General features: G+C 66.1%; 21 protein-coding genes. 4 read left to right on the top strand and 17 right to left on the bottom strand.

What is annotated here, in order from left to right:
• Positions 1–99 precede the first annotated feature (99 nt).
• Positions 100–1,266 carry a porin gene (locus tag P2869_RS29785; RefSeq protein WP_026121423.1) on the top strand — a complete coding sequence of 389 codons (1,167 nt, stop codon included), beginning with the start codon at positions 100–102 and terminating at the stop codon, positions 1,264–1,266.
• 121 nt (positions 1,267–1,387) lie between these two features.
• Here P2869_RS29785 and P2869_RS29780 read toward each other — a convergent pair whose 3' ends face one another.
• The 4 genes from P2869_RS29780 to P2869_RS29765 all read right to left on the bottom strand — a co-directional run bounded on the left by P2869_RS29780 (position 1,388) and on the right by P2869_RS29765 (position 4,290).
• Positions 1,388–1,975, bottom strand: a complete 588-nt coding sequence (locus P2869_RS29780) for a hypothetical protein (protein WP_017774741.1) — start codon at positions 1,973–1,975, stop codon at positions 1,388–1,390.
• Positions 1,976–2,027: 52 nt separating this feature from the next.
• The gene (locus P2869_RS29775) at positions 2,028–2,471 is read right to left on the bottom strand and encodes a hypothetical protein (RefSeq protein ID WP_277598853.1); all 444 of its coding nucleotides are present in this window, start codon (positions 2,469–2,471) and stop codon (positions 2,028–2,030) included.
• Positions 2,472–2,779: 308 nt separating this feature from the next.
• Positions 2,780–3,466, bottom strand: a complete 687-nt coding sequence (gene gph, locus P2869_RS29770) for a phosphoglycolate phosphatase (RefSeq protein WP_277598852.1) — start codon at positions 3,464–3,466, stop codon at positions 2,780–2,782.
• Positions 3,463–4,290, bottom strand: a complete 828-nt coding sequence (locus P2869_RS29765) for an HAD family hydrolase (RefSeq protein ID WP_277598851.1) — start codon at positions 4,288–4,290, stop codon at positions 3,463–3,465. Before P2869_RS29765 ends, gph begins: the two co-directional genes overlap by 4 nt.
• A gap of 447 nt (positions 4,291–4,737) precedes the next feature.
• Here P2869_RS29765 and P2869_RS29760 point away from each other — a divergent pair, with 447 nt between their 5' ends.
• On the top strand, positions 4,738–5,835 hold the full coding sequence (locus P2869_RS29760; protein WP_277598850.1) for a beta-propeller fold lactonase family protein: 1,098 nt from the start codon (positions 4,738–4,740) through the stop codon (positions 5,833–5,835).
• A gap of 87 nt (positions 5,836–5,922) precedes the next feature.
• On the opposite strand, the gene P2869_RS29755 is transcribed toward P2869_RS29760, so the two are convergent.
• On the bottom strand, positions 5,923–8,358 hold the full coding sequence (locus P2869_RS29755) for a TonB-dependent receptor (protein ID WP_277598849.1): 2,436 nt from the start codon (positions 8,356–8,358) through the stop codon (positions 5,923–5,925).
• A gap of 226 nt (positions 8,359–8,584) precedes the next feature.
• Here P2869_RS29755 and P2869_RS29750 point away from each other — a divergent pair, with 226 nt between their 5' ends.
• Complete coding sequence (locus P2869_RS29750; protein ID WP_017774747.1) at positions 8,585–9,622, top strand: histidine kinase; 1,038 nt, start codon at positions 8,585–8,587, stop codon at positions 9,620–9,622.
• On the opposite strand, the gene P2869_RS29745 is transcribed toward P2869_RS29750, so the two are convergent.
• The 12 genes from P2869_RS29745 to P2869_RS29690 all read right to left on the bottom strand — a co-directional run bounded on the left by P2869_RS29745 (position 9,592) and on the right by P2869_RS29690 (position 21,434).
• Positions 9,592–10,263 (bottom strand): response regulator transcription factor, encoded by a 672-nt coding sequence (locus P2869_RS29745; RefSeq protein WP_017774748.1) that lies wholly within the window; start codon positions 10,261–10,263, stop codon positions 9,592–9,594. The genes P2869_RS29750 and P2869_RS29745 overlap by 31 nt on opposite strands.
• A complete protein-coding gene (pqqE, locus tag P2869_RS29740) occupies positions 10,260–11,492 on the bottom strand; it encodes a pyrroloquinoline quinone biosynthesis protein PqqE (RefSeq protein ID WP_277598848.1) in 1,233 nt (410 codons plus the stop codon). The genes P2869_RS29745 and pqqE overlap by 4 nt, the downstream gene beginning before the upstream one ends.
• A gap of 4 nt (positions 11,493–11,496) precedes the next feature.
• Positions 11,497–11,760, bottom strand: coding sequence for a pyrroloquinoline quinone biosynthesis peptide chaperone PqqD (pqqD, locus tag P2869_RS29735; RefSeq protein ID WP_017774750.1), 264 nt, complete (start codon positions 11,758–11,760; stop codon positions 11,497–11,499).
• Complete coding sequence (gene pqqC / locus P2869_RS29730) at positions 11,757–12,497, bottom strand: pyrroloquinoline-quinone synthase PqqC (protein ID WP_017774751.1); 741 nt, start codon at positions 12,495–12,497, stop codon at positions 11,757–11,759. The genes pqqD and pqqC overlap by 4 nt, the downstream gene beginning before the upstream one ends.
• 51 nt (positions 12,498–12,548) lie before the next feature.
• Positions 12,549–13,475: a pyrroloquinoline quinone biosynthesis protein PqqB gene (pqqB, locus tag P2869_RS29725; RefSeq protein WP_017774752.1), complete on the bottom strand. Its 927-nt coding sequence runs from the start codon at positions 13,473–13,475 to the stop codon at positions 12,549–12,551.
• The gene (locus tag P2869_RS29720; RefSeq protein WP_277598847.1) at positions 13,472–14,497 is read right to left on the bottom strand and encodes an alpha/beta fold hydrolase; all 1,026 of its coding nucleotides are present in this window, start codon (positions 14,495–14,497) and stop codon (positions 13,472–13,474) included. The genes pqqB and P2869_RS29720 overlap by 4 nt, the downstream gene beginning before the upstream one ends.
• Positions 14,494–15,063 carry a cytochrome b gene (locus P2869_RS29715; RefSeq protein ID WP_126875368.1) on the bottom strand — a complete coding sequence of 190 codons (570 nt, stop codon included), beginning with the start codon at positions 15,061–15,063 and terminating at the stop codon, positions 14,494–14,496. The genes P2869_RS29720 and P2869_RS29715 overlap by 4 nt, the downstream gene beginning before the upstream one ends.
• A gap of 82 nt (positions 15,064–15,145) precedes the next feature.
• Positions 15,146–15,970, bottom strand: a complete 825-nt coding sequence (locus P2869_RS29710; protein ID WP_277598846.1) for a formylmethanofuran dehydrogenase subunit C — start codon at positions 15,968–15,970, stop codon at positions 15,146–15,148.
• Positions 15,967–16,947 (bottom strand): formylmethanofuran--tetrahydromethanopterin N-formyltransferase, encoded by a 981-nt coding sequence (gene fhcD / locus P2869_RS29705; protein ID WP_277598845.1) that lies wholly within the window; start codon positions 16,945–16,947, stop codon positions 15,967–15,969. The genes P2869_RS29710 and fhcD overlap by 4 nt, the downstream gene beginning before the upstream one ends.
• Positions 16,948–17,058: 111 nt before the next feature.
• Positions 17,059–18,810 (bottom strand): formylmethanofuran dehydrogenase subunit A, encoded by a 1,752-nt coding sequence (locus P2869_RS29700; protein WP_277598844.1) that lies wholly within the window; start codon positions 18,808–18,810, stop codon positions 17,059–17,061.
• On the bottom strand, positions 18,807–20,189 hold the full coding sequence (locus P2869_RS29695; protein ID WP_277598843.1) for a formylmethanofuran dehydrogenase: 1,383 nt from the start codon (positions 20,187–20,189) through the stop codon (positions 18,807–18,809). Before P2869_RS29695 ends, P2869_RS29700 begins: the two co-directional genes overlap by 4 nt.
• Before the next feature lie 327 nt (positions 20,190–20,516).
• Complete coding sequence (locus P2869_RS29690; RefSeq protein WP_277598842.1) at positions 20,517–21,434, bottom strand: HisA/HisF-related TIM barrel protein; 918 nt, start codon at positions 21,432–21,434, stop codon at positions 20,517–20,519.
• A 14-nt stretch (positions 21,435–21,448) separates the two neighbouring features.
• Between P2869_RS29690 and P2869_RS29685 the strand changes: the two genes are divergently transcribed.
• Entirely contained in the window at positions 21,449–22,555 is a 1,107-nt protein-coding gene (locus P2869_RS29685; protein WP_277598841.1) for an ATP-grasp domain-containing protein, read from the top strand.
• The last annotated feature ends 4 nt before the right edge of the window (positions 22,556–22,559 follow it).

Below are 22,559 nucleotides of genomic sequence, written 5' to 3'. Positions count from 1 at the left end.
TTCGAACTGGTGCAATGGCATGCCCTTGTTTGCGGCATGGCCGGCGCTATCCATGAAAGTCCGCCAGAATTTGCCAAGATCAAAACGGAGCTTGAAAGCATGAAGAAAACCTTGCTGACGTTGACACTCACCGGCGCCTTTGCCGCTTGCGCGCACGCGCAAAGCAGTGTGACCCTGTATGGTCTCATCGACACCGGGCTCACCTACACGAACAACCAGGGCGGCCACAGCGCCTGGCAGATGGCGACGAGTTCCACGCAGAACACCGTGTTCGGCCTGAAAGGCTCGGAAGACCTGGGCGGCGGCCTGCATGCCAACTTCAAGCTGGAGCAAGGCTTCAACCTGAACAACGGCACCCAGGCGTTCCCCGGCGACGGCTTCGGTTCGCAGGCGTGGGTGGGGCTGCAAAGCGATCCGTATGGTTCGCTCACGTTCGGCCGCCAGTTCGACGTGGTCAACGACCTGCTCGGGCCGCTCTCCGCGGAGGCCAACACCTGGGGCGGCAACATGGCCGCGCATCCGTTCGAGAACGACAATCTCGCGGCCAATTCCGTCGTGATCAACAACGCGGTGAAGTACACGAGCCCCACGTTCTACGGCGCGACCTTCGAAGGCATGTACGCGTTCAGCAACAAGGCGGGCGCATTCGCAGACAACCGCGCCTATGGCTTCGCGCTCTCATGGGCACAAGGCCCCGTGAATCTCGCGGCGGGCTATCTGCAGTTCAACAACGCGGGCGGCGGCGTGACGGGCACCACGCCGAACGGCGCGATTTCGCAGGGCGACGGCAGCGCGAACTTCGTGGCGCAGCGTCAGCGCATCTGGGGCGCGGGCGGCAACTACACGTTCGGGCCGGCAACGGTGGGGCTCGTCTGGAGCCACACGCAGATCGACAACATGGCGGGCGTGTTCTCGTTCGGCACGGGCGGCTATCTGCCGCTCGCGGGAACGCTGCGGCTCGACAACTACGAGGTGAACGCCAAGTACGCGATCACGCCGGCGTGGAGCGTTTCGGGGGCCTACACGTACACGGATGGCGCTTACGGCAGCGGCACGACGGTCGCGTATCCCGCGTGGCATTCGGTCATGCTGCAAACCGACTACTCGCTCAGCAAGCGCACCGACGTCTATCTGGAAAGTGTCTATCAACACGTGCGCGGTGCGCCGGCCGGCACCGTGCTGAGCGAAGCGATGATCAATACGCTGTCGCCTTCGTCCACCGGCACGCAGGTGGCGGTGACAGTGGGGTTGCGGCACGCGTTCTAAAGGCGCGGTTTGCAGCCGGACTGCAAGAGAAAGGCCTGCAAACGAAGCGACGGGTCTGCACGGTCACTCATGATCGCCTCATGAAGCCGTGCGGGCCGCCGTATATCTCTTTGCCGCAGCGTTACTTATGCAATTCCGGCGCGCCTGCAAGCGAGTCCTGCAGCTTCGTGACGGCGTCCGCGGTAGCCAGTTGGGCTGCCAGGCCGAAGTTGCGGCGGAATTCGCTGAATTCCGCGTGACCCGTGCCCGTGACCTTCTCTGTCACAACCTGTTGGCCCGCCGGGTCCGTCACCGTGCACGTGAGCGTGACGGAAAAGTCGGTCGGCGGCCATGTCACGAGGCTCGGCGACGAAGACGTCGTCACGATAGTCGGCACGACCACGTAATCCAGATGCCTGGCGCGAATGGTTTCGGCGTCCGGTGCAGCTTTCAGTTTGGTCACGTTCTTGAACACGTGGCCCAACCCGACATACAGCGGCAACTCGAGATCGCGGTACGGGTGATAGCTGACCTTGTCGCCGCCACCGCCCGGCGTAATGACTTCGCGGCCGGCCTCATCGTCGGTGATGACGAGCGCGACGGTTTTGTCGAGTGGCGCCGTCTGGAGTGCAGGCAGCCTGGTGGGATCGCCCGTCAACGAAATTTCATGCGCGCAGCCGGACAGCACGGCGATCAGGCTGGCAACGGCCACGGTGCGAATCATCGTCATTGTTTTAATCCTCGTTCGTGTGGTTGGTGTATTCAAAATTCGAAGCGGCGTCTTATTCGATTGCCTTGCGGAAGGCCGGGTCGGCATATAGCGCACCGAGCAGCTTCTGCACGGCGATCGGATATTCCTCTCTCGCTTTCGGTACGGCGATCATGGCCGCGAATGCGGAATCCCATTGCGTTTGCGCGCTGACGACGTTGTCGTAGCGAATGTCGCCACTGCGCGTCACCACGAAGCGCGCGGCGAGCTTCGCGCCGCCTTGGGCAAGACCTGCGTCGATGTCGTTCGTGATCAAGGTGGCCTTGATTTCAACGTCGCTTTGCGGCGAGAGCTTGCCGGCCATCGTGAGTTCTCGTGTCATTGCGTCCGCCAGATAGTCGCCGAACGAGTTTCCGACAGGCGAGCGCATTGAATCTGCGCGCAGCGGCACGGGGTAGTAATTGGCCGGACCGGGGTTCGAAGAAAATTCGCCAAGCCGCGCATGCGCCGTCGGCATACTCTTCAGGGACTCGATATTGTCGACAGAGGGGGAGTAAGGCGGGGCAACCATTGAACAGGCGCCGAGCAAGACGGCAGGCGCTGCAAGCAACAGGCGCATGCGGCGAATGGGCATGGAGAATCCCTCGTGCGGTGAGCGGTTATTGTTGATCGCCTTGAGGCCGAGGCCGGCCCTGGCTCTTGTGATTTACCGCCCGTATTACGGCCGCATTGTCCGAATCTTTAGTTTTCGTTCTGGACCACTTCGCATTGCGATGCGAAGCGCATAGACATGCAAACATGCGGCGTCTGCGTGAGAAATGCCCCTTACTGCTCCGACACTGCCCTCGCCCGCGCCAGTAACGCGGGCAACATCTCGAACGAATCGATGAGTCCGTCGCAGGGCAGGGCCTGCGCGCCGTTCGGCCCTGCGTAACCGTAGGTGACGATGAAGACGGGTATGCCCGCGGCCTGCGCGGCCGCTACGTCGACGGGCGAGTCGCCCACGAGCACCGTGTTCGCGGCGTCCGCGCCGAGCAGTTCCGCCGCATGCCATAGCGGCTCGGGCGCGGGCTTCATGTGGGGAATCGAGTCGCCCGCCACGAGGGCATCGAGGTGGCGGGAGAGGCCCGTCAGCGCAAGCAACGGCGCCGCGAGCGACCGCGGCTTGTTCGTGACGCAGGCAAGCGCATACCCCTCGCGCTTCAGTGCGGCGAGCCCTTCCGTCACGCCGCTATAGACCGTGCCGAGGCGCCCGTTCACCTGCGCGTAGTAGTGGTGAAACACGGGCTCGGCGCGCCCTGCGCTCAAACGCCGGTCGAGGTGCGCGGCTTCGAGCGAGCGCCGCACGAGTGCCGGCACGCCGCGGCCAATCAGACCGCGTACCGTCTCCAGCGTCAGCGGTTCGGCGCCGAACTCGGCCAACATGAAATTGACGGCGGCGGCGATGTCCGCCGCCGTATCGACCATCGTGCCGTCCAGATCGACGAGCACTGCACGTGTCGGGCCGCTCATCGGCGTACCGCCGGGTTGCCTGTGATTCCAGCGGGCGTGGCAAAGCTCGCGGGCCTGATCGCGGCGCCTGGGAACAGCGTGTTGCCGTGCCAGCGGCGCAGCGTGGCCAGATCGACGATCGTGCACGGCTCGTGCGTGGCATGCAGCGCGAGCGGCTGATCCGGGTCGCCCAGATGCGGCAGCACGCGCAAGGCGTCGTCGAAATCGTGATGGGCCGTGTAGGCCGTAGGCGTCACGATGGTGGGAATGCGCGCGGCGCGGGCGGCACGCAGGCCGTTCACCGAGTCTTCGAAGGCGATGCAGTCGTTGCCGCTCAGGGCGAGCCGTTGCAGCACGTCGAAGTAGACGTCGGGCGCGGGCTTCTTCACGGGCGTGGTGTGGCCGTCGCAGATGGCGGCGAAGCGGTGGCGCCAGTCGGTGCCGAACGGCGTGCAGAGCAACGCGTCCAGATTGCCGGGCGTCGTGGTGGTGGCGATGGCCACGGGCACGCCGGCGGCGTTGGCCTCATCGATGAGACGCGCAATGCCGGGCCGCAGCGGCAGGCCGCCATCGCGCAGAAGCGCCGCGTAGTGGCGCGTCTTGATGGCATGCACGGCGTCGATCACTTCGCTCACACGCGAGCCCGCGGCCTCTTCAGGGTCGGTGATGCGCCAGTAGTGAAGCAGCCGTTCCTTGCCGCCTGCGACGGAAAGCAACCGCGTATAGAGCGGTTCGTCCCAGTGCCAGTCCAGCCCGGCCTCGGCGAAGGCCGCGTTGAAGGCCTTGCGATGAGCGGCTTCGGTGTCGGCGAGTGTGCCGTCAACGTCGAAAATGAGCGCTTGCATGGGCTGGTCCTGTGAGGGTCCCGCTGGCGGGGGGAGTCCCGTCGGTAGTCCGGTCGGCAGTTCGCGGCGGCGGCTGCGAGCGTGGGTGCAAGCCGCGAGACATGGGCCGGCAGATGAGCCGGTTCATTGACCGGTTCATTGGCCGATTCATTGGCCGATTCATGAGCCCGACAATAGCGAAGCAGCGCGGCGATGTGAATTCAGACATTCTTTCGTTGCCGATAAGCCGGGGCTTATTTCGGGAAGTTCTCCCGTTTAGCCTCCATTGCCAAACTGCGTGCCGATGGGCTAACTTGGACCATTGAGCTTCGCCGCGCGCGGTCGCGCCACACAACCGCGCGCAACGCTTCCGATACGGACAAGGAGAACAAGATGCTGGAGACACGCTGTTCCTTCCCTCCCTTGAAACCCGCTGCTGCAGAACGAGCCCATCCCGCAAGGCGCCGCGTGCGTCCGCTGACGCTGGCCGTTGCGTTTGCGCTTGCGGCCGGCACGGCGGTAGGGGCTGCGAGTGCTAACGCAGCCGGTGCAGCCGATGCGTCGGCGCCCACGGCCTACGTCACTTCCGAGAAGGCCGGCGTTGGCGTGATCGACCTGAATCAGATGACGCTCGCGAAGACCTTCCCGGTGGGCGCGGACGGTCCGCGCGGCCTGAGCCTCAACGCGGACGGCACGCGCCTGCTGGTGGCGAACAAGAACACGCGCGACCTTGCCGTGATCGATACGGCCACGGGCAACGTCGTGAAGCGCGTGAAGATCGGCAAAAACCCCGAGTATGTGCGCGTGCACAACGGCTACGCCTACGTGACCTACGAACCGGGCGAGGACGGTGGTCCGCCCAATGGAAAACCCGGAAAACCCGACAACCCCGGAAAAACCGGCAAACCGGCTGCGGAAGACGACGACGCGAACAAGCCGCCCGCCGAAATCGCCATCGTCGACATGAAGACGTGGCGCGTGATCCGCTCTGTCACGAGTGGCCACGAGACCGAAGGCATTGCGTTTTCGCCGGATAGCGACGCGATGCTCGTCACCAACGAAGGCGACGACACCGTGTCGGTCTACCACGCCCGCACGGGTCAACCCATTCGCACGGTGAAGCTCACGGCGGGCGGCCGGCCGCGCGGCATCACGGTGTCGCCGGACGGCAAGTATTACGTGGTCACACTCGAATCGCTGAGCAAGTTCGTGGTGCTGGACGCGCACGACTTCAGCGTGGTGAAGACCGTGGACACGAAGCTCGGGCCATACGGCATCACGTTCGGCCCCGAAGGGCAGCGGCTTTTGGTGGCCGCCGCGCGTGACAAGACGCTGCAGGTGTTCGACGGCCACAGCTTCGAGCACGTTACGGACGTGCCCATCGGGCAGCGCTGCTGGCACTTCAGCTTCACGCCGGACGGCACGAAGCTGATGCTGGCCTGCGGGCGCTCGGACGCGGTCTACGTGCTCGACGCGAAGAGCTATCAGCCCATCAAGCAGATCGGCGACCTGCCGCTTGCCTGGGGCATCGTCACGTGGCCGCGCAGCGACGGCACGATCGACTGAAGACGCATCACGGCATCAAAGCTCACGCGTGCCTCACACGCGTGAGCCTGTCGCTCCACGCATGCCAGGCACGCATGCTCCTGCCGCCTACTTCCACGCGTATCGCAGTCCCACCCACATGCCGCGCGGCGCACCGGGTCCCACGAACTGTTCGTTCACCGGGTTCGCACCGTCGAACGTGTGGCCGGGCCCATTGAAGAAGTTTTCGCCCAGCACGCCGTAGCTCGCATAACGCTTGTCGAGCAGGTTCGTCACCGTGGCGAACAGTTGCAGCTGCTTTGTGGCCTGCCAGGTCGTATCGAGGTCGATCAGGAAGTAGCCCGCAATCTTGCCGTTCACGTCCTGGTTGTTTTCGTCGCCCTGCGCGTAGATGCTGCCGCGCCACGTCAGGTTCGTGCCGATGTTCCACTTCGGCAGCGGCTTGTAATCGAGCCGCAGTTTCACGGTATTTTGCGGAATGCCCGGAATATGGTCGCCGGACTTCACGGTGATGTTGCCCGACGCATCCGCGCTCGAATTGCTCGCGCTGTTTTCAGTCCACGTCGAGCGATAAGTGGCGTTCACGTAGCTGTAGCTCGCGGTCACGGCGAACGGGCCGAACTCGCTGCGCCCCGCGAGTTCCAGGCCCTGGCGCCGCGTTCTGCCGACGTTCTGGAAGAAGCCCTGGTTGCTCGATGCGCCGTTGCTGCTCACGAACTGGATGTCGTTGTCGAGCGTGGTGCTGTAGACGGCCGCACTCCACGTGGTGCTCGCGCCGATGCGTCCGCGCGCGCCCACCTCGAACGTCTTCGAGATCACCGGTTCCAGCGCCGGGTCCGCCACGAACTCATTCGGCAGCGAGCAGGGCGCGGCAGGGTCCGCGCAGGCGAGTTCGATGGCCGTAGGCGAGCGCATGCCTTCGTTGTACGTGGCGTAGGCCGTGAAGTTGCGCGTGGGATTCCAGTTGATGCCCACGGCGGGATTGAAGCGTGAAAACGTGTGGTGGCCGTCGAGCTGCGGCTGGATGCCGCTTTCGTCGCCGATGGTGGCAGACGCCCAGTTGTAGCGACCCGCCAGCGTCAGCGCCCATTGCTTCGTGAGCGAGAGCGTGTCGCTGAAGTAGACGCCGTAGTTGGCCGAATGCGTTCGCGCGTCGGTCTGCAGCGCGAAGTCGCCAATGCCCACTGTCGCACGCGTCGACGTAAACGCGGCGTCCTGAGATGAAGACGTGTAATGCGAGTTCGAGAGATCGGCCGACACGCCCGAAACGAACTGGTTGTCCATGCCCGCGAGTTTGCCGAGCAGCGTGAGTTGCAGGCTGCCGCCGTAGCTGCCCGTAGAGACGATGGACTGGACGTTCGTGGCCTCCAGCGTGTTGACGGTGCCGTCCGCGTTCAGCGACCCGAAGTCGGGGTTGTTGTTGCTGCTGAGGTTGCTGTTGCGGAACTGGCGGAAGTAGGCGTTGCCGCTCAGCTCCACGTTGTCGTTGAAGAAGTGATCGCCCGAAAGCGTGGCGTAGCCCACGCTGTTCTTGTTTTCGTCCGGGAACGTGTACGGTTGCGCGGGGTTGCTCAGGAACGAGCGCGGAATCGTCTGGCTGCCGTGCAGGTCGTTGTCCGCGCCGCCAGCGGAAAACGAGAGCGTGGTGTCGGCGTCCGTGTAGCGCAGCTTGCCGAAGGCCTGGCGCACGCGGCTGGCATTTTGCGCGGCCCACCCGTTGTCGTTCGCGGCGCCGGCGGTCACGTAGTAGTCCAGATTCTGGCCGATGGTGCCGCCCTGTTCGATCTGCGCGGTCTTGCGGCCCCACGAGCCTACCTGCACTTCGGCTTCGCCGCCGGGGCTCGTCTTGCCGTTCTTGGTGGTGATCGCAATGGCGCCGCCCAGCGTATTGAGCCCGTAGGTGGGATTGGAGCCGGGAATGAGCTGGATGGTGTCGATGGCCTGCGACGGAATCAGGTCCCAGTTCACGATGTCGCCGAAGGGCTCGTTCACGCGCACGCCGTCCACGAATACCGAGAGCCCTTGCGGCGTGCCCAGCAGCGGCGACGCCGTGAAGCCGCGGTAATTCACGTTCATTTGCCAGGGGTCGCCCTGGGCGTCGGAGATATCGACGCTCGGCAGATTCTTCGCGAAATAGTCGATCAGCGTGCTGCGATGCTGCGCGTCGATGTCTTTGGCGTGCACCGTTTGCACGTTGGCGGGCACCTGGGCGAGCGGCGTGCCGATGCCGAGTAACGGCGTGGTGCCCACGACAACGACGGGCGCGAGGGTGGTTTCGGGGAGCGGTGTGTTTGCCGCGCTGTTGCCAGCGTCGTTGCCAGCGCTATTGCCCGCGTTGTTGCCCGATGCGTTTGGCGCCTCAGCTGCGGCAGCGGGCCGAGAAGCAGCGGGCTGAGAAGCAGCCGTTGCCGCCGCGGGTGTGGCCTGCGCCCACGCCGCCCCCGGAAGACCCGTCAGCGCACCCGTGATGCACGCGCCAAACACACCAAGACCGGCGCGCCGCATGCGCAGACGCCTGCGGCGCAAATGGATGGGAATGCTCATTGTCTCTGCTCCACCTGTTCGATGTCTTTTGTTGTTCGCCACAGATCATTGCCACGCGCGATGTCTGCGTGCTGAAAGCTTCGCACAAGGCATGGCATGCAGAACCGGGAGCTTTTCCTGATCTTGCCCGGAACCCTTCCCGAAGCCATAAAAGGCCGCTAAAAGACGTCGAAAGCGCCTGTAAAACAGTGCTCGCGCGCGCATGGGCTGAGTACAATCGAGCGGAATGGCACACGACCCAACCGACCTGTCTAGCGTTCCCAAGGCTCCTGATGCGAGCCCGCAGCCGTCACGTTCCGTTGCGTGGCGCGATCTGCTTTGCGTTGTCGTCATCACCGTGGTCGCGTGGCTGCTCGCCATGATGTTCGACTTCAGCGAACTGACCTACCGCTTCACGCGCCACCTCGAACGCTTTCAGCTGGACGAATTGCCCGCCACGTTATGCGTGCTCGCCGTGGGCCTTGCGTGGTTCTCGTGGCGACGCTATCGCGAAACGCAGCGCGAACTGGCGCGCCGCCGCATGCTGGAAGAAGAGGCCGAGCGGCTGCTCGCGGACAACCGGCGTCTTGCGAATCAGGCATTGGACGCGCAGGAGCAGGAACGCCGGCACCTCGCGCGCGAACTGCACGACGAGTTGGGGCAATACCTGAATGCGATGTCGCTGGACGCCTCGCGCGTGCGCGACCTCTCGGGCGAACGCGAACCCGAGATTCATCGCATTGCGCTTGCGCTCGTGCAGAGCGCGGGTCACGTCTACCGGCAGATCGGCGGCATGATCCGCAGGCTGCGGCCTATCGGGCTCGACGAATTTGGCTTGCCGAGCGCCCTGGAACATTGCGTGGACGGCTGGCGCGAACGGCTGCCGGACGCGTCGTTTTCGCTCACCATCGAAGGCGATTTCAGCGGACTCTCCGACGTGCTCAACATCACGCTCTACCGGCTCGTGCAGGAAGGGCTCACGAACGTGTCGAAGTTCGCGCGCACGTCGCGCGTGGAGATCTTTCTCGTGCGGGCGCCGCGCGATGCGGCGGCGGGACAGGTGAGCGAGGGCGCGCAGGGCGACGACGAGATCATCGTCTCGATGGCGGACAACGGTCCGGGCACGGACCTGGGCGAGCCGCGTGCGGGGCTCGGGCTCATCGGCATGCGCGAGCGCGTGGAAGCGCTGGGCGGCGAGTTTCAGCTGGCGAGCAAACCCGGCGAAGGCTTTCTGTTCTGCGCGCGTCTTCCGGCTCAGGCGGGGCTCGCCGGCCCCGTGAATTGAAGGCCCTGAAGGCCCAGGCGGCTTGCCATCTGCGCGAGCTGTACGCCGTTGTCGGCGCCGAACTTCTGGCGAATTACCGACTGGTGATTCGCCACGGTCTTTTGCGAAAGCCCCAGCTTTTCCGCGATGCTCTGCAACGTGTAGCCCTGCACGAGCAGCCGCAGTACTTCGAATTCGCGCGCGGAGAGTTGACGCCCCGGCGGACCTTCGCTGAATGCGTGGCGCAACGCGAGCGTTTGCGAAATATCGGGGCTCAGATAGCTCGCGCGCCTCGCCACTGTGCGCACCGCTTCCACCAGCACGTCCGGTGCGCTGGCCTTCGTCACGTAGCCGAGGGCGCCCGCATCCAGCGCGCGGCGCACGAAGATGGCTTCCTCATGAACGCTGAAAATCAGCACGCGCGCATGCGGTTCGCGTGCCAGCATGCGGCGCATGGCTTCAATGCCGCTTGCACCCGGCAACGACACGTCCATCACCACCACGTCCGGTTGCAGCGTGCAGAAGCGCTGGTAGGCCGCAGCGGCGTCGGCCGCTTCGCCGCATACGTTCACGTCGGCGTTGAGTTCGAGCAGACGCCGGTAGCCCTCGCGCACCACGGCGTGATCGTCGACGAGCAGGACGGAAATGGCGTTCTCGGTCATCGCACGGCTCCCGCGGTATCCGATGTGTGGTCGGTGTGCTCCGTCTGCGCGGCCAGCGCCCGCGAGTTGGCGTCGTTGCGAAACAGGATGGGTTGCTCGCGCAGGGCCGATATTGGCGTCGATCGGGCCACTGCCGCTTCGCGCACCACGCTCACCACTTTTTCATGCAACGGAGACTTGTCGCAGACCGGATCCGCATTGGCCGCGTCGCCCGTGAGCAGATACGCCTGGCAGCGGCAGCCGCCCAGGTCTTTCTCTTTTTCGTCGCAACTGCGGCACGGCTCTTTCATCCACGACGTGCCGCGATAGTGATTGAACGCGTCGCTCTCGTACCAGATGCTGCGCAGCGGTTGTTCGGTCACCTTCGGGAAGACGAGCCCCGGCAGATCGCGGGCCGCGTGGCAGGGCAGCGCGGTGCCGTCCGGCGCCACGCCCAGAAACACCGCGCCCCAGCCGTTCATGCAGCGCTTGGGGCGCCGTTCGAAATAGTCGGGTACCACGAAGAAAATCTTGCAGAGGTCGCCATGGGTTTCGCGATAGCGCTGCACCACGGCCTCCGCCTCTTCCAGTTGTTCGCGCGTGGGCATGAGTTGCGCCTGGTTCGCCTTGGCCCAGCCGTAGTACTGCGTGTTGGCGAGTTCCAGGTACTCGGCACCCATTGCAAGCGCCATCTCGATAATGCGGTCCACGTGCGGCAGGTTGTAGCGATGCAGCACGCAGTTGAGCACCATCGGAAAACCGTGTGCCTTGATGAGGCTCGCCACACGCCGCTTCAGATCGAACGTGCGCGTGCTGGAAAGGAAGTCGTTGAGTTCCTGCGTGGAGTCCTGAAACGAGAGCTGAATGTGATCCAGGCCCGCAGCCTTCAGGTCGCCGATGCGCTTGTCCGTGAGCCCGATGCCGGAGGTGATGAGGTTCGTGTAGAAGCCCAGCTTGCGTGCTTCGGCCACGAGCACTTCGAGGTCGTCGCGCAGCAGCGGCTCGCCACCGGAGAAGCCCAGTTGAGCCGCACCCAGCGCACGCGCTTCGCGCAGCACGTCGAGCCACTGCGCCGTATCCAGTTCGCGATTGTGTGCCGCGTAGTTCACCGGGTTCGAGCAGAACACGCAATGCAGCGGGCAACGGTAGGTGAGTTCGGCAAGCAGCCACAGCGGCGGCGGCACGTCGGGCGCCGCGGTTTGCGAAGCGGCGGCAGCGGGAGAGGCAAAGGCAGCAGCAGGTTCGTTCATGACACTACTCCAGCCAGCCGCGCCGCTGCGCTTCGGCCACGAATGAGCGGACTTCGCCGCCGATGTCCGTGGCGTTGAAGGCCTGTTCGAGATCGGCGATCAGCGTGTCGATGTTGCGCGTGCCGTCGCAGCGCTTCAGGATTTCGGCGGCGCTCTGGTTCAACTTCACCATGCCTTCGGGGTACAGCAGCACGTGCGCGTTTTGCGCCGGCTCCCATTGCATGCGGAACAGCGTTTTCAGCTTCAGGTTGTGCGCTTCGTCAGTCATTGCGGGAAGGCCTTTTCGATCGAGTCCAGCATCGTCCAGAGAATGTCGAGCTTGAATTGCAGTATCTCGAGCGCCCGTTCCTGCTGGTCGCGCCGCGTGAAGTGGTCGAGCGTGACTTCGAGGCCGTGCTCCACGTCGCGCTGCGCACGCGTGATGCGCGAGCGGAAGTAGTCGAGACCCACGGCGTCGATCCACGGGTAATGACCGGGCCACGTGGCGAGACGGTCGCGATGGATCTGCGGTGCAAACATCTCCGTGAGCGACGAGCACACCGCTTCCTGCCACGGCGCGCGGCGCGCGAAATTCACGTAGGCGTCCACGGCGAAACGCACGCCCGGCGTGACGAACCGCAGCGACCACAGGTCGTCGCGCGAAATACCGACGGCGTCTGCCAGGCGCGCCCACGTTTCGATGCCGCCTTCGTCTTCGCCGTAGCCGTCGTGGTCCAGAATGCGCTGCATCCAGCGACGGCGCGTGGCGCGGTCGGGGCAATTGGAGAGAACGGCGGCGTCTTTAAGCGGAATGTTGATCTGGTAATAGAAGCGGTTGGCCACCCAGCCGCGAATCTGCGTGGGCGAACAGCCGCCGCTGTTCATCTTCACGTTGAACGGATGATGAATGTGGTACGACGTGCCCTTCGCGCGCAACTGCTCTTCGAATGCCTCGCGGCTCCAGGCGGGCAGCGTGGGATCGACCTCGCGTACCGGCGCTGTGCCGTAGGTGTCGTTGATGTTCATGCCGTCTCCGTTTGATTTCGTCTGGTCAGGGCGCTCAACGCATTCAAACCCTCAAAGTTCGAACGCCATGCCGTCATACGCGACTTCGATTCCGTGGTCCGCAAGCTCGCGCCGCTCCGGGCCGTCTTCCACCAGAATCGGGTTCGTGTTGTTGATGTGGATGAGCACCTTGCGCGGTTTGCCCGTGCCGCTGCCGATCGAATCGAGCACCTCGATCATGCCGCCTGGCCCCGATTGCGGCAGATGGCCCATGTCAGCCGAGGTCTTCTTCGAAAGTCCCAGCCGGATCATTTCGTCGCCGGTCCACAGCGTGCCGTCCACGAGCAGCAGGTCGGCTTCGCGCATGGCGGCCAGCACGTGCGGTTCGATTGCGCCCAGCCCCGGCGCATAGAACGCCCGCTTGCCCGACTGCGGATTGATGAACGTGAGGCCGATGTTGTCGCCGCGTTCCGGCGCATTGCGATGCGGCGAGTACGGCGGTGCCTTGCTCGAAAGCGGCAGCGCTTCGATCTGCAAGCCCGGCAGCGCCGCGACGGAAAAGGCGCCACCGTCCAGCGCGATGGGGTGATGCTCCACGCCGCAGTAATGCGAGAGCATGGGGCCAATCGGAAAGCCCGTGCAGAGGTCTTGCCACACGGCCTGCGTGGCGTAGAGCGGCAGCGGCGTATCGCGTTCGCGCAACATCACGAGGCCCGTGACGTGGTCGATCTGCGCATCGATCACGAGCGCGGCGGCAATGCCGCTGTCGCGCACACGGCGCGCCGGTTGCAGTTCGGGATGCGCCGCGATCTGCGCGAGCAGGTCCGGCGACGCATTCACGAGCAGCCAGTCTTCGCCGTTCGCGCTCACCGCAATAGACGACTGCGTGCGGCGCGTCGCCTTCACCGTGCCGCGTCGCACGCCGTCGCAATTGCGGCAGTTGCAGTTCCATTGCGGAAAGCCGCCGCCTGCGGACGATCCGAGCACCTTGATTTTCATGTGGCGTAGCGCAGCGTGCGCTCCTCGCGGTTGGGTTCGGCAAACAGGCGTTCGATAGCGCGCGCCACGCGCCGGTGCAGCGCAGGGTCGCTCGCGAGATGGCCCGCGCCCGGCACGCATTCGGTCTGCACATGCGGCACGGCACGCGCGAGACGTTGCAGATTCTGCGGCGGACACACGGGGTCGCGGCTGCCATGCACGGCGGCAATCGGCACACCGGCCTTGCCCGCGCGACGCGCCAGCGCCAGCAGCCGCGTTTCGCCCAGCCAGCAGCGATGTACGAGATAGTGCGACTGCACGCGGTACTTCGCGACAAGCCGGTCTGCACGAGCGGGCGTGACGCGAGGCGTTCGCGTGGCCGAAGCCACGGCGCCGCGTCCGCACGAACGCGCGAGCACGACGTTTTCGTAGTCGCGCCACGCGAGCGCCACGGCGCGTTGACGTGCGTGGCTCACGCCGTATTGAAGCAGCGCGTGGCAACGACGCAGCAACGCGTGAGGACGCGTGCAATGCGCAGCGGACGCAAGCTTCGTCCACTGACGCGGAGCACGATGGCGCGAAGTCACGAAGAGTCCGCGCACTTCGCGTTCCGACGCGAGAAAGAGCCCGCGCAGCACGACCCCACTTAGCGATTCGGGATGCCGCCCCGCGTAGGCGAGCGCCAGCGCCGCGCCCCACGATCCGCCCAGCACGCCCCAACGTTCGATGCCAAGGCGCACGCGAATGGCTTCCATGTCGGCGATCAGCGCGTCGGTGCGGTTGTGGCGCACGCTGCCGCGCGGCTTCGATGCGCCCGCGCCACGCTGATCGACCAGCACGATGCGATGGCGCGAGAGATCGAAGAGCCGCAGCGCGCCCGGCTGGCTGCCGCTGCCGGGGCCACCATGCAGCACGGCCACGGGCAATCCATCAGCGGCGCCCGCAACGGCATAGCGCACGCGGTGTCCGTCGCGCGTGCGCAGTGTTTGCGACACCTGCGACGATGGCGACCGTGAACACGGCATCATGGCGGCCACGCTCATGGCAGCATTCTCGCCATCAGGTTGTCGCGGTCGATGAACTGGTGCTTGAGCGCGCCGGCAATATGCAGCGCGACGAGCACGATCATCGCGTAGGCGATGTAGCGGTGCGCGCCGAAGAAGAGGTGGCGCAGGCCAGCGTCGTCCCAGCCCCAACGCGGCAGCGCGAGGCCCCAGAAGCGCGTGCCGTAGCTGTTGAACGACGAGCCCAGATAACCGGTGACCGGCATGGCCACCATCCCGACATATAAAAGAACCTGCGTGGTGCGCGCGGCGGCGCGTTGCCACGGTGGCATCGGCGGAAGCGGCGGCCGGTTACGGGCCGCGCGCACCAGGATGCGCAGAAGCACCAGCAGGAAAACCGTCAACCCGAGCGACTTGTGCAAGTTGATCAACGTGGCCTTCACGGGCAGCCCTTTGGGCAGGCCGACCATGTACAGGCCCAGCGCGAGCAGGGCGATGATGGCGAGCCCGATCAGCCAGTGCAGCACGATCAGCGAGCCCGCGTAGCGACGCGGTTCGCGCAAACCGGTGGATTGGCGTGCAGCGGGAGAATGCGCCGTCGTCATCCCGATGTCTCCTATCGTTTTTGGGTTGTGCTTTCGTTGTCGAGGTGTTCTGCCGAACACCCCTCCTTTACCGCGCGCAGGCTCAGCCGGGAATCAGTATTTCTCCCCTGCCGTCCACGGCGAGGTCGCCGGTGTAGCGCGCCGGCAGCCGCGCGGCGCTCCACGCGGAAAAAGGCGCCATTTCGCCTGCGAGGCTGCGCACCAGCAGCGACCAGAACACGCCGAAGCCGCGCCCGCCGCCCGCAAAAGTGGGTGGCAAACGCTGCGGTTCGCGTGCGAGCAGCAGCGTGCCGCGCCGCATACCGTACGCATAATGCGGGCCCAGTTCGCCAGCTATGCAGACGGTGCCCGCCACGAGCCGCGACGCTGCAAATTCGCCTGCGTTGCCGCCCACCAGCACAACGCCGCGCCGCATGCGGTCGGCAAGGCGCGCGCCCGCGTTGCCGTGAATGGCGAGCGTGCCGCCCGTCATGCCGTCCATGTCGCCGGGTAGCGCGCTGGCCGCGAAGTCACCGGTGTTGCCGCTTACGGTGAGCCGGCCGCCACGCATCTCGCAGGCCGTGAAGTGACCCGCATCGCCGCCGACGCTCAGCACGCCGCCCGCCATGCGGTGGCCCGCGTAGTCGCCTGCCGCGCCCTGCACGACGAGGTGCCCGCCATTCATCGCGACGCCGAGCCTGTCGAGCCACGGGCCTGCGCCTTCGATCATCAGCGTGGGGCCGCCTGCATCGCTTTCGCTGCGCGCCACGTCGAACAGATCGCCTACGGCGCACGCTTCGTTGCCCGCATGCAGCACGATGCGTTCGATCTCGGCGAGCGGTTTGCCGTCGAGTAATTCGGGCAGCAGCGGCGATGCATCCACGCGAAAGCCGGGCGCCTTCTTCACACGCAGGGTCGTGGTGCTCATGCGTGGCTCCCGTCCAGTCCCGCTGCAAGGGCGTGCAGATGGAAGTGATAGGGCCCGAGCTTGCCGCCGTAGTTGCCCGCCGAAATGCGCAGCATGCCCGCCGCGCGGCCACGCGCGGTGGCGGCCACGATGCCCGTCGTCATTGCGGCGGCCACGTCGGCTTCCGTGAGTCCATCGATCACGATTTCCAGCACACAGCCCACTTCGTCCGTGAGTTCGCTGCGCGGCGAGAGGCCCACGAGCGTGGGACAGAACGCGTCGTTGGTGGAGGCAGTCGCGCCCCGATACTTCGAGCCCACCTTCGACCCCGAGCGCACCACGCCGCCCGGAAACGGCATCACCACGTTCGGCAGCTTGCACATCGCGGCCACGGCGGCTTCGGCGGCGGCGAGGGCGGCGTCGGTGTCGGTGGCAAGCAAAAGCAGATTGCCGCCGCCCACGGCTTTTACCGTGGGCGCCGTCTCTTCGCAGACGAACTCGCCATCCATCACCGGCACGCGCCAGTAGCGCGTGGTGCCGATCATCTTCGCAATCTGCCAGCCGTCGCCGAAGAAACGCAGCGTGCTGCCAAGCGCCGCGTTGTCCGAAAGCGGCGCGCGGTTCGTGGCGCGGTCGATACCGCCATACACCGCCGTGGTCGGGCACGTCAGCACGCATTGGCCCACGCGCCGCTCCACCTGCTTCGCCAGTTCCTTCGACGACACCGCGAACAGCAACACGCTCACGCCCGGCCGCCCGTCGGGCGTTTCGTCGGGCGCCAGTTCGCGTTCGATACCGGCCTCGCAGCCGCAGCCGATCACCGAGGTCGCGAAGCCCGTCATGGAATGCGCGGCGTGGTGCGCCCACTGCGGCGTGTGCGCCGTCACGACGAGCCGCGTGGCCTTCATCGGGAAGGCTTCGGCGAACGTCCTGTCGATCAGCGTGCCGTTGATCGTAAGGGGCGCGGTGTCGGTCGTCGCGGGCTGTTCGTGCTCCATCTCTCGGCGCCTGGTTGGTTGCGTGATGCTGACGTGATGCTTGCGTGAGGTTGCACTTGCTGCGCGTTCAGCGCGGGTTCGCGTGGTTCAACGCGGGGTTCAACGCGTAGTTCACCGGTTTTCCGCCTCCTCTGCGGAGAAGCATTCGACCGGCAACAGCTTGCCTCCGCGGCAGCACGCACACGCTTCGTCGTTGCTGATCGCGGCGTGCGCGAAGTTCGTGGTGAGATTCGCGTCGCTCCACGCGCGCAGGGTCTTTTCGATGCCACGGTCGTAGTCGGGCGTCACGAAATGGATGCCGCCCGTGGGCACCGAAACGAGCGTGCCGTCGCGCGCTACGAGATGACCATCCTTGAACACGTAGGCCGGCGACGTGAACATGCGTTCGCGGTCGTCCTGGTTGCGATAGACGGCGATATCCGCCGCCGCGCCTTCGCCCAGGTGGCCGCGATCGCGCAGGCCCAATAGCTTCGCGGGGCCCGCGCGGGTGATGATGGCGATTTCGTACAGCGAGAATTCGCGCTTCAGTTCGCGCAGCGCGCTGGCCACCTGTGCCTCGGGGTGCAGCTTCGCGAGTTGCTCGTCGCGAAACGACTTGTCCATCAAAAGGCGAATCAGGTGCGGGTAGCTCGTGAACGGGCCGCCGTTCGGGTGGTCCGTAGTCATCGAAACGCGCCACGGGTCGTCCACGAGCAGGAAGATTTCGAGCCCGATGATCCATTGCAGCGCGTTCACGTAGCTCTGTTCACGATAGCGGAACGGCACCACGCCGCAGCCCGCATCGCATTCGATGTCGCCCATCACCCACTTGTGCGGCCGCGCGAACGGCGCGTTGCGGAACTGCATCATGGTGTCGCCGGAAGCGGTGACGGTCTGCCCGAAGATCACCTGGCCCACGTCGATGGTCACGTTGGGCCGCGCGTTCACGGCCTCGGCAATTTCGCGCGCGCCCGACGAAAACTTCTGCGGCCCTTCGGTGCCGTAGCTGTGGAACTGGATGTGCGTGAGGTGGATGGGCAGGCCGTCTGCTGCATCCATGGTCTTGATGGTGGACGCGAGATTGCCCGGCACGCCCAGGTTGCTCGCGTGCACGTGCAGCGGATGCGGCACACGCAGTTCAGTGAGCGCGCGCGTGAGCGTGCGCAGCACGTCGCGCGGCGTGACGCCGTAGTGCACATGCGCTTCGTCCACGTCGAGCGCGCGCTGGTTGAACTTGAACGCCGAGATGCCGCCGGGGTTGACCACCTTCACGCCGAGCGCCTTGCTTGAGTGCAGCGTCCAGCCCACGTAGTCGCGAATGCGTTCGGTGCCGGCGCCGGAGGCCAGCAGTTGCAGGAACAGTTCGTCGTTGCCGAGCATCACGTAGGCGCCGTGATCGATGATCGGCGTGTCGCCCATTTCCAGATGCGCGTGGCGCGCGTTCGAAGCCATCATGGCGGGCTCGAAGGCCGCGGTGTAGCCCATTTCCGCGTAGCGGTAGCCGGTGGCGAGCGTGCCCGGCGTGCAGACGCCGCACGAGGGCAGGCGCAGGTAGCGACCTTCGGCATCGCGCGTCGGTTCGAGCACTGCACTGCCGTTCGCCTCACACGCGCGCGCACGTTCGGCTTCGCGCGCAAGGTCGGTGCGATGGTCTTCGGGCAACAGCAGGCGCGAGATGTTCGTCTTGCCGCCGCCGATGTGCGAATGCAGGTCGATGCCGCCCGCCATCACCACCATGCCTTCGGCGTCGTATTCCATGTCGGCGGGCACGTGGTCCGGCACGTTCACGATGCGGCCGTCGCGAATCGCGATGTCGCGACGCTGGCCGTTCACCCCGTTGATCGGGTCGTAGACCGTGCCGCCTTTGAGTCGGATGAGGCTCATGAGGCTTCCCCGTCTGCGGACGCGGCGAGTTTTGCCAGCAGTTGTGTGGCCACGGCATGCACCGAAGGCAGCGCGGCGCCCCGCGCGGCGGCAAGCGGCATGACCACGGAGCTATCCACACGAAAGAGATGCCCCGTGTCGTCGATGCCCGGCGTCGCGACCGGAATGAACACCGTGGCGCCACCGCGCGCCTTCGCCGCCTCCGCCAGCGCCGGGTGCCCGAGCACGACGGCGGGCACGTCGGCCTTCAGCGTGGAAGGCAAGGCGTGCATCGCGAAGCTCGTCACCCACAGCAACGCATCGGCCTCGTTGGCGGCAAGCAGCGTTTCGGTGCGATAGCGGTACGGGTCGTAGTCGAGCGTGGCGCCCCCTGTTTGCGAGGCCGCCGCCGAAACGCGTAGACGCAGCGGCAAGCCCGAAAGCCACGTCACAGCCTGGTTCACGGTGAGCGCGCCGTCGTCGCCGCTGAGGGGCAGGCAACCCGCGCGCGTGGTGAGATTCGCGGCCTTCGCGATGCGGTTCAGCGCTTCGATCAGCAGCGCCGCATGCGGGTGCGGCAGCGTGGCGGGTTCGTAGACGAACACGGTGTAGCGGGCCGCTGCAATGCGCGCCTGCAATGCGGCGAGGGCGTTGGCGGCGGCGCGGGCGTCGGCCGGAAAGGTTTCGGGGCGGCGGCCGTTCACGAGCGCAGACCAGATGGCGAGCGTATCGAACGGGTCCGCGTTAGCGAGCAGCGTTTCGCTTTGCGTGTGCGTGAGGCCCGCTGCGGCGGGGTCCGGCGCGCAGCCTGCGAACACGAATTCGCGTGCCATCGAGGTGCCGCCGAATGCGCGCGCAAAGAATCGCGGATAACGCTGCGAGGGCTCGCACGCGAAGAACACGACGAGGTCAGCGCGTGCGCGCACTTCGGAGAGCGTGGTGAAGAACGCGCCGCGGTCCTGGAATGCGAGCGTGGCGGGCGTGAGCGCGTCGCCGTGCAGATGATCGAGCGTGGCGCCGCAGTGGGCCGCGAGCGTGTAGAGCGCGCGTGCGCCGGCTACGTCGGTGGCGAGCCCGCCGAAGAGCGGACGGCGCGCGGCGCCGAGCACCGCCGCCGCACGTGTGAGCGCGGCATCGAGCGACGTTTCCTGGCCGTCCACGATGGCCGGTGTCGTTGCGTCGCTCGCGCCATAGGTGGCGAGCGCCTGCGCAAGCCGCGGACAGTCGTGACCGGACACGGCGAGCGTGCCGTCGCGCTGCGCGCTGACCGTGAGGTCGTCGCAGAGCAGCGGACAGAACGGACAGGTCCAGTCGTGCGTGTCGTGGGTGACGCGAGTGGGCGACGCGGCAGACGGCCCGCCCGCATCGGCCGACGAAGATTCGTTGGGCGAAAGAGGCATGGCGCCGTTTTAGCAAGGTCCATGCCGAAATGTGTGCTTTCGAACTGAGCGCGCTGGGGGGCGTAGGCAACGCTGCGCAGCGTTGCGCATGAAATTGCGCGGACGTGCCTCGTCTTATGTGCGGGCGAGGTATGTGCGGGCAAGGCAATGCCCCGGCACCCGATGCGCCGCGAATACGCGTTTTGCAGGGCCGTTTTGCAGTGCATCACGTCGCAGCGTCTTCGAGCGGGTGTTTCTGGAATGAGCAGCCAGGGCGCGTGCGTTCCAGCATCGAACAGGTTGTGTGTCGTTGCGGCACACAGTGTCACTGCAAGGGCACGCGCTGACTCACCGGCTTGCCGTCTCCTTACAGCGCAACGCGTCTGTATGCGCTTCGTCGTCTGGCATGGAATTTGTGTGATCTGCCCGCGCGCGGATGGCAGGCGTGCATGGCGCGAGATCGCGGGGCTGTACGCGGCCATCGTGAAGCGCGGACGCGACGAGCCACGCAGTGGCACCCGCGCGTTCGGCGCGCACGAGGTCTTGCGCATCGCGAATGCCGCCTGCGCCGATGACCGTGGTGTGCGCCGGTACGCTCGCGCGGATGCGCTCGAAGGTGCGCAGATCGGGGCCTTCATAGCTGCCGACCTGATCGAGCGTCATCGCGATCACGCGCTGTGGCCACCAGGTTGTGGTGGTGTGGGCAGCGTTGGGTGGGAATAAAGCGGATTCCGAAGTGGTTTGCGAGAGATGTTCCGCGCCGGCAGCGAGCAGTTCGCCTGCGCGGTGATCGAGCGAAAGGATGGGCGAGTGCCCGGCGTCTTCGGCTTCGCGTAATGCGTGGATGTCGCGCAGCGACTCGGAGCCGAACACGGGCACGAGGGTGGCGGGTGTGGTGGTTGTGGCCGGCGACGTGGCGGCCGTGTTGTGCGCAGCGTCTGCGTGGTGAATGGCCGCGAAGAGGGCGCGCATCGCGGTGTAGTCTGCGTAGCCCGCGTCGAGCCAGATCTCGGTGCCGGGCAACGCGCGGCGCAGCGCGGCGAGCGTTTCGACGTGCGCGCCGTGCCCGAGGATGGCGCCGAGGTCGGCCACGTAGAGGGTCTGCGGGGTCTGCGCGCCGCTCACGGCGAGCAGCGCGCGAGCCACGGCAACGGGCTCGCTGGTAGCGGCGAGCGGCGACTCAATGGGCCGATAGGCACTGCGTTCGCCGCGCACGGCGCGCACGGCATGGCCGTCGAGCAGATCGAGAACCGGTATCACGAGCATAGGGGCGTATTCCTTTGACCAGCATCTTTGTCTACGAGTATCTCACCGGCGGCGGTATCGACCCCGAGCTGGCCGGCGCAGGCAGTCTCGCCGATCTGAGCGCGCTGATCGTGGAAGGCCGCGTGATGCGCGACGCGCTCGTGGCGGACCTGCACGCGCTGGGCGGCATCGAGGTGACCTTCGCAAGTTCGCCGTTCGAGAACGTGGCGCCGGGGCACGCGCATTGTATGGCGCGGTCCGGCGAAACGATGACGGACTTCGTGGCCCGCGTGGCGCGCGACCACGACTACACCTGCGTGATCGCGCCCGAATGCGACGGGCTGCTGCTGGGGCTGCACGACGCGGTGAGCGCATCGGGCAGCGCGCGCTGGCTGGGCTGCACGCCGGAGGCCATTGCGCTCGCCACCAGCAAGCGGGCCACCGCGGCGCGCCTTGCCGCGCACGGCATTCCGGCGACGCCGGCTATCGAACCAGGCGAACCGGGCGAACCGGGGGAACCAGGCGAAACTTCGCACCTCGCATCGACCGATGCCGGCCACGCAGACGCTGGCCGCTGGGTCGTGAAGCCCGACGACGGCGCAGGCGGACTCGACACCTTCGTCTTCGACCGCTTCAGCAACGCACGCGCCGAATACCTGACGCGCCTTGCCGACGGACGCAACCCCGTGCTGCAGTCGTGGGTGGAAGGCGAGCCGCTCAGTCTTTCGCTCGTCTGCAGCGAGCACGGCGCGGAGCTCATCAGCATCAACCGTCAGCGCATCGGCCTCAACGAACGCGGCGCCGAGGCGCACACGCCGCAGATTGTGGAGTTCGACGGCGTGCAGGTGGACCGCATCGACCGCTCCGGCGAGCGCGGCCGGCAGCTTGCTGCGCTCGCGCGTCGTGTGGGGCAGGCCGTGCCGGGGCTGCGCGGCTTCGTCGGCATCGACGTGGTGTGGAACCCGGAGCGCGGGCCCGTCGTGGTCGAGATCAACCCGCGCCTCACGGTGGCCTATGCGAGCCTGAGCGACGCGCTCAATCGCAACGTGGCCGCCGAACTGCTCGCGGCGCACGGCGTGCCGGTGAGGCGCGGCGCCGCGCGGCAGCCGTCGCGCGCGCAACCGTGCGGAGTGCAGCCTTGAGCGC

Source organism: Paraburkholderia sp. SUR17 (genome assembly GCF_029536165.1).
Taxonomy (GTDB): domain Bacteria; phylum Pseudomonadota; class Gammaproteobacteria; order Burkholderiales; family Burkholderiaceae; genus Paraburkholderia; species Paraburkholderia kururiensis.
This window is presented reverse-complemented; position numbering and strand designations above follow the sequence as displayed.

Coding starts and splice junctions, on each gene's coding strand:
- P2869_RS29720 (WP_277598847.1), bottom strand. CDS start 14,497: ATGAGCGTGGCCGCCATGATGCCGTGTTCACGGTCGCCATCGTCGCAG.
- pqqD (WP_017774750.1), bottom strand. CDS start 11,760: ATGACTGACGAAGCGCACAACCTGAAGCTGAAAACGCTGTTCCGCATG.
- P2869_RS29750 (WP_017774747.1), top strand. CDS start 8,585: ATGGCACACGACCCAACCGACCTGTCTAGCGTTCCCAAGGCTCCTGAT.
- P2869_RS29775 (WP_277598853.1), bottom strand. CDS start 2,471: ATGCCGACGGCGCATGCGCGGCTTGGCGAATTTTCTTCGAACCCCGGT.
- P2869_RS29690 (WP_277598842.1), bottom strand. CDS start 21,434: ATGCTCGTGATACCGGTTCTCGATCTGCTCGACGGCCATGCCGTGCGC.
- P2869_RS29715 (WP_126875368.1), bottom strand. CDS start 15,063: ATGACGACGGCGCATTCTCCCGCTGCACGCCAATCCACCGGTTTGCGC.
- fhcD (WP_277598845.1), bottom strand. CDS start 16,947: ATGGAGCACGAACAGCCCGCGACGACCGACACCGCGCCCCTTACGATC.
- P2869_RS29710 (WP_277598846.1), bottom strand. CDS start 15,970: ATGAGCACCACGACCCTGCGTGTGAAGAAGGCGCCCGGCTTTCGCGTG.
- P2869_RS29765 (WP_277598851.1), bottom strand. CDS start 4,290: ATGCAAGCGCTCATTTTCGACGTTGACGGCACACTCGCCGACACCGAA.
- gph (WP_277598852.1), bottom strand. CDS start 3,466: ATGAGCGGCCCGACACGTGCAGTGCTCGTCGATCTGGACGGCACGATG.
- P2869_RS29785 (WP_026121423.1), top strand. CDS start 100: ATGAAGAAAACCTTGCTGACGTTGACACTCACCGGCGCCTTTGCCGCT.
- pqqE (WP_277598848.1), bottom strand. CDS start 11,492: ATGAACGAACCTGCTGCTGCCTTTGCCTCTCCCGCTGCCGCCGCTTCG.
- pqqC (WP_017774751.1), bottom strand. CDS start 12,497: ATGAACATCAACGACACCTACGGCACAGCGCCGGTACGCGAGGTCGAT.
- P2869_RS29780 (WP_017774741.1), bottom strand. CDS start 1,975: ATGACGATGATTCGCACCGTGGCCGTTGCCAGCCTGATCGCCGTGCTG.
- pqqB (WP_017774752.1), bottom strand. CDS start 13,475: ATGAAAATCAAGGTGCTCGGATCGTCCGCAGGCGGCGGCTTTCCGCAA.
- P2869_RS29745 (WP_017774748.1), bottom strand. CDS start 10,263: ATGACCGAGAACGCCATTTCCGTCCTGCTCGTCGACGATCACGCCGTG.
- P2869_RS29755 (WP_277598849.1), bottom strand. CDS start 8,358: ATGAGCATTCCCATCCATTTGCGCCGCAGGCGTCTGCGCATGCGGCGC.
- P2869_RS29695 (WP_277598843.1), bottom strand. CDS start 20,189: ATGCCTCTTTCGCCCAACGAATCTTCGTCGGCCGATGCGGGCGGGCCG.
- P2869_RS29700 (WP_277598844.1), bottom strand. CDS start 18,810: ATGAGCCTCATCCGACTCAAAGGCGGCACGGTCTACGACCCGATCAAC.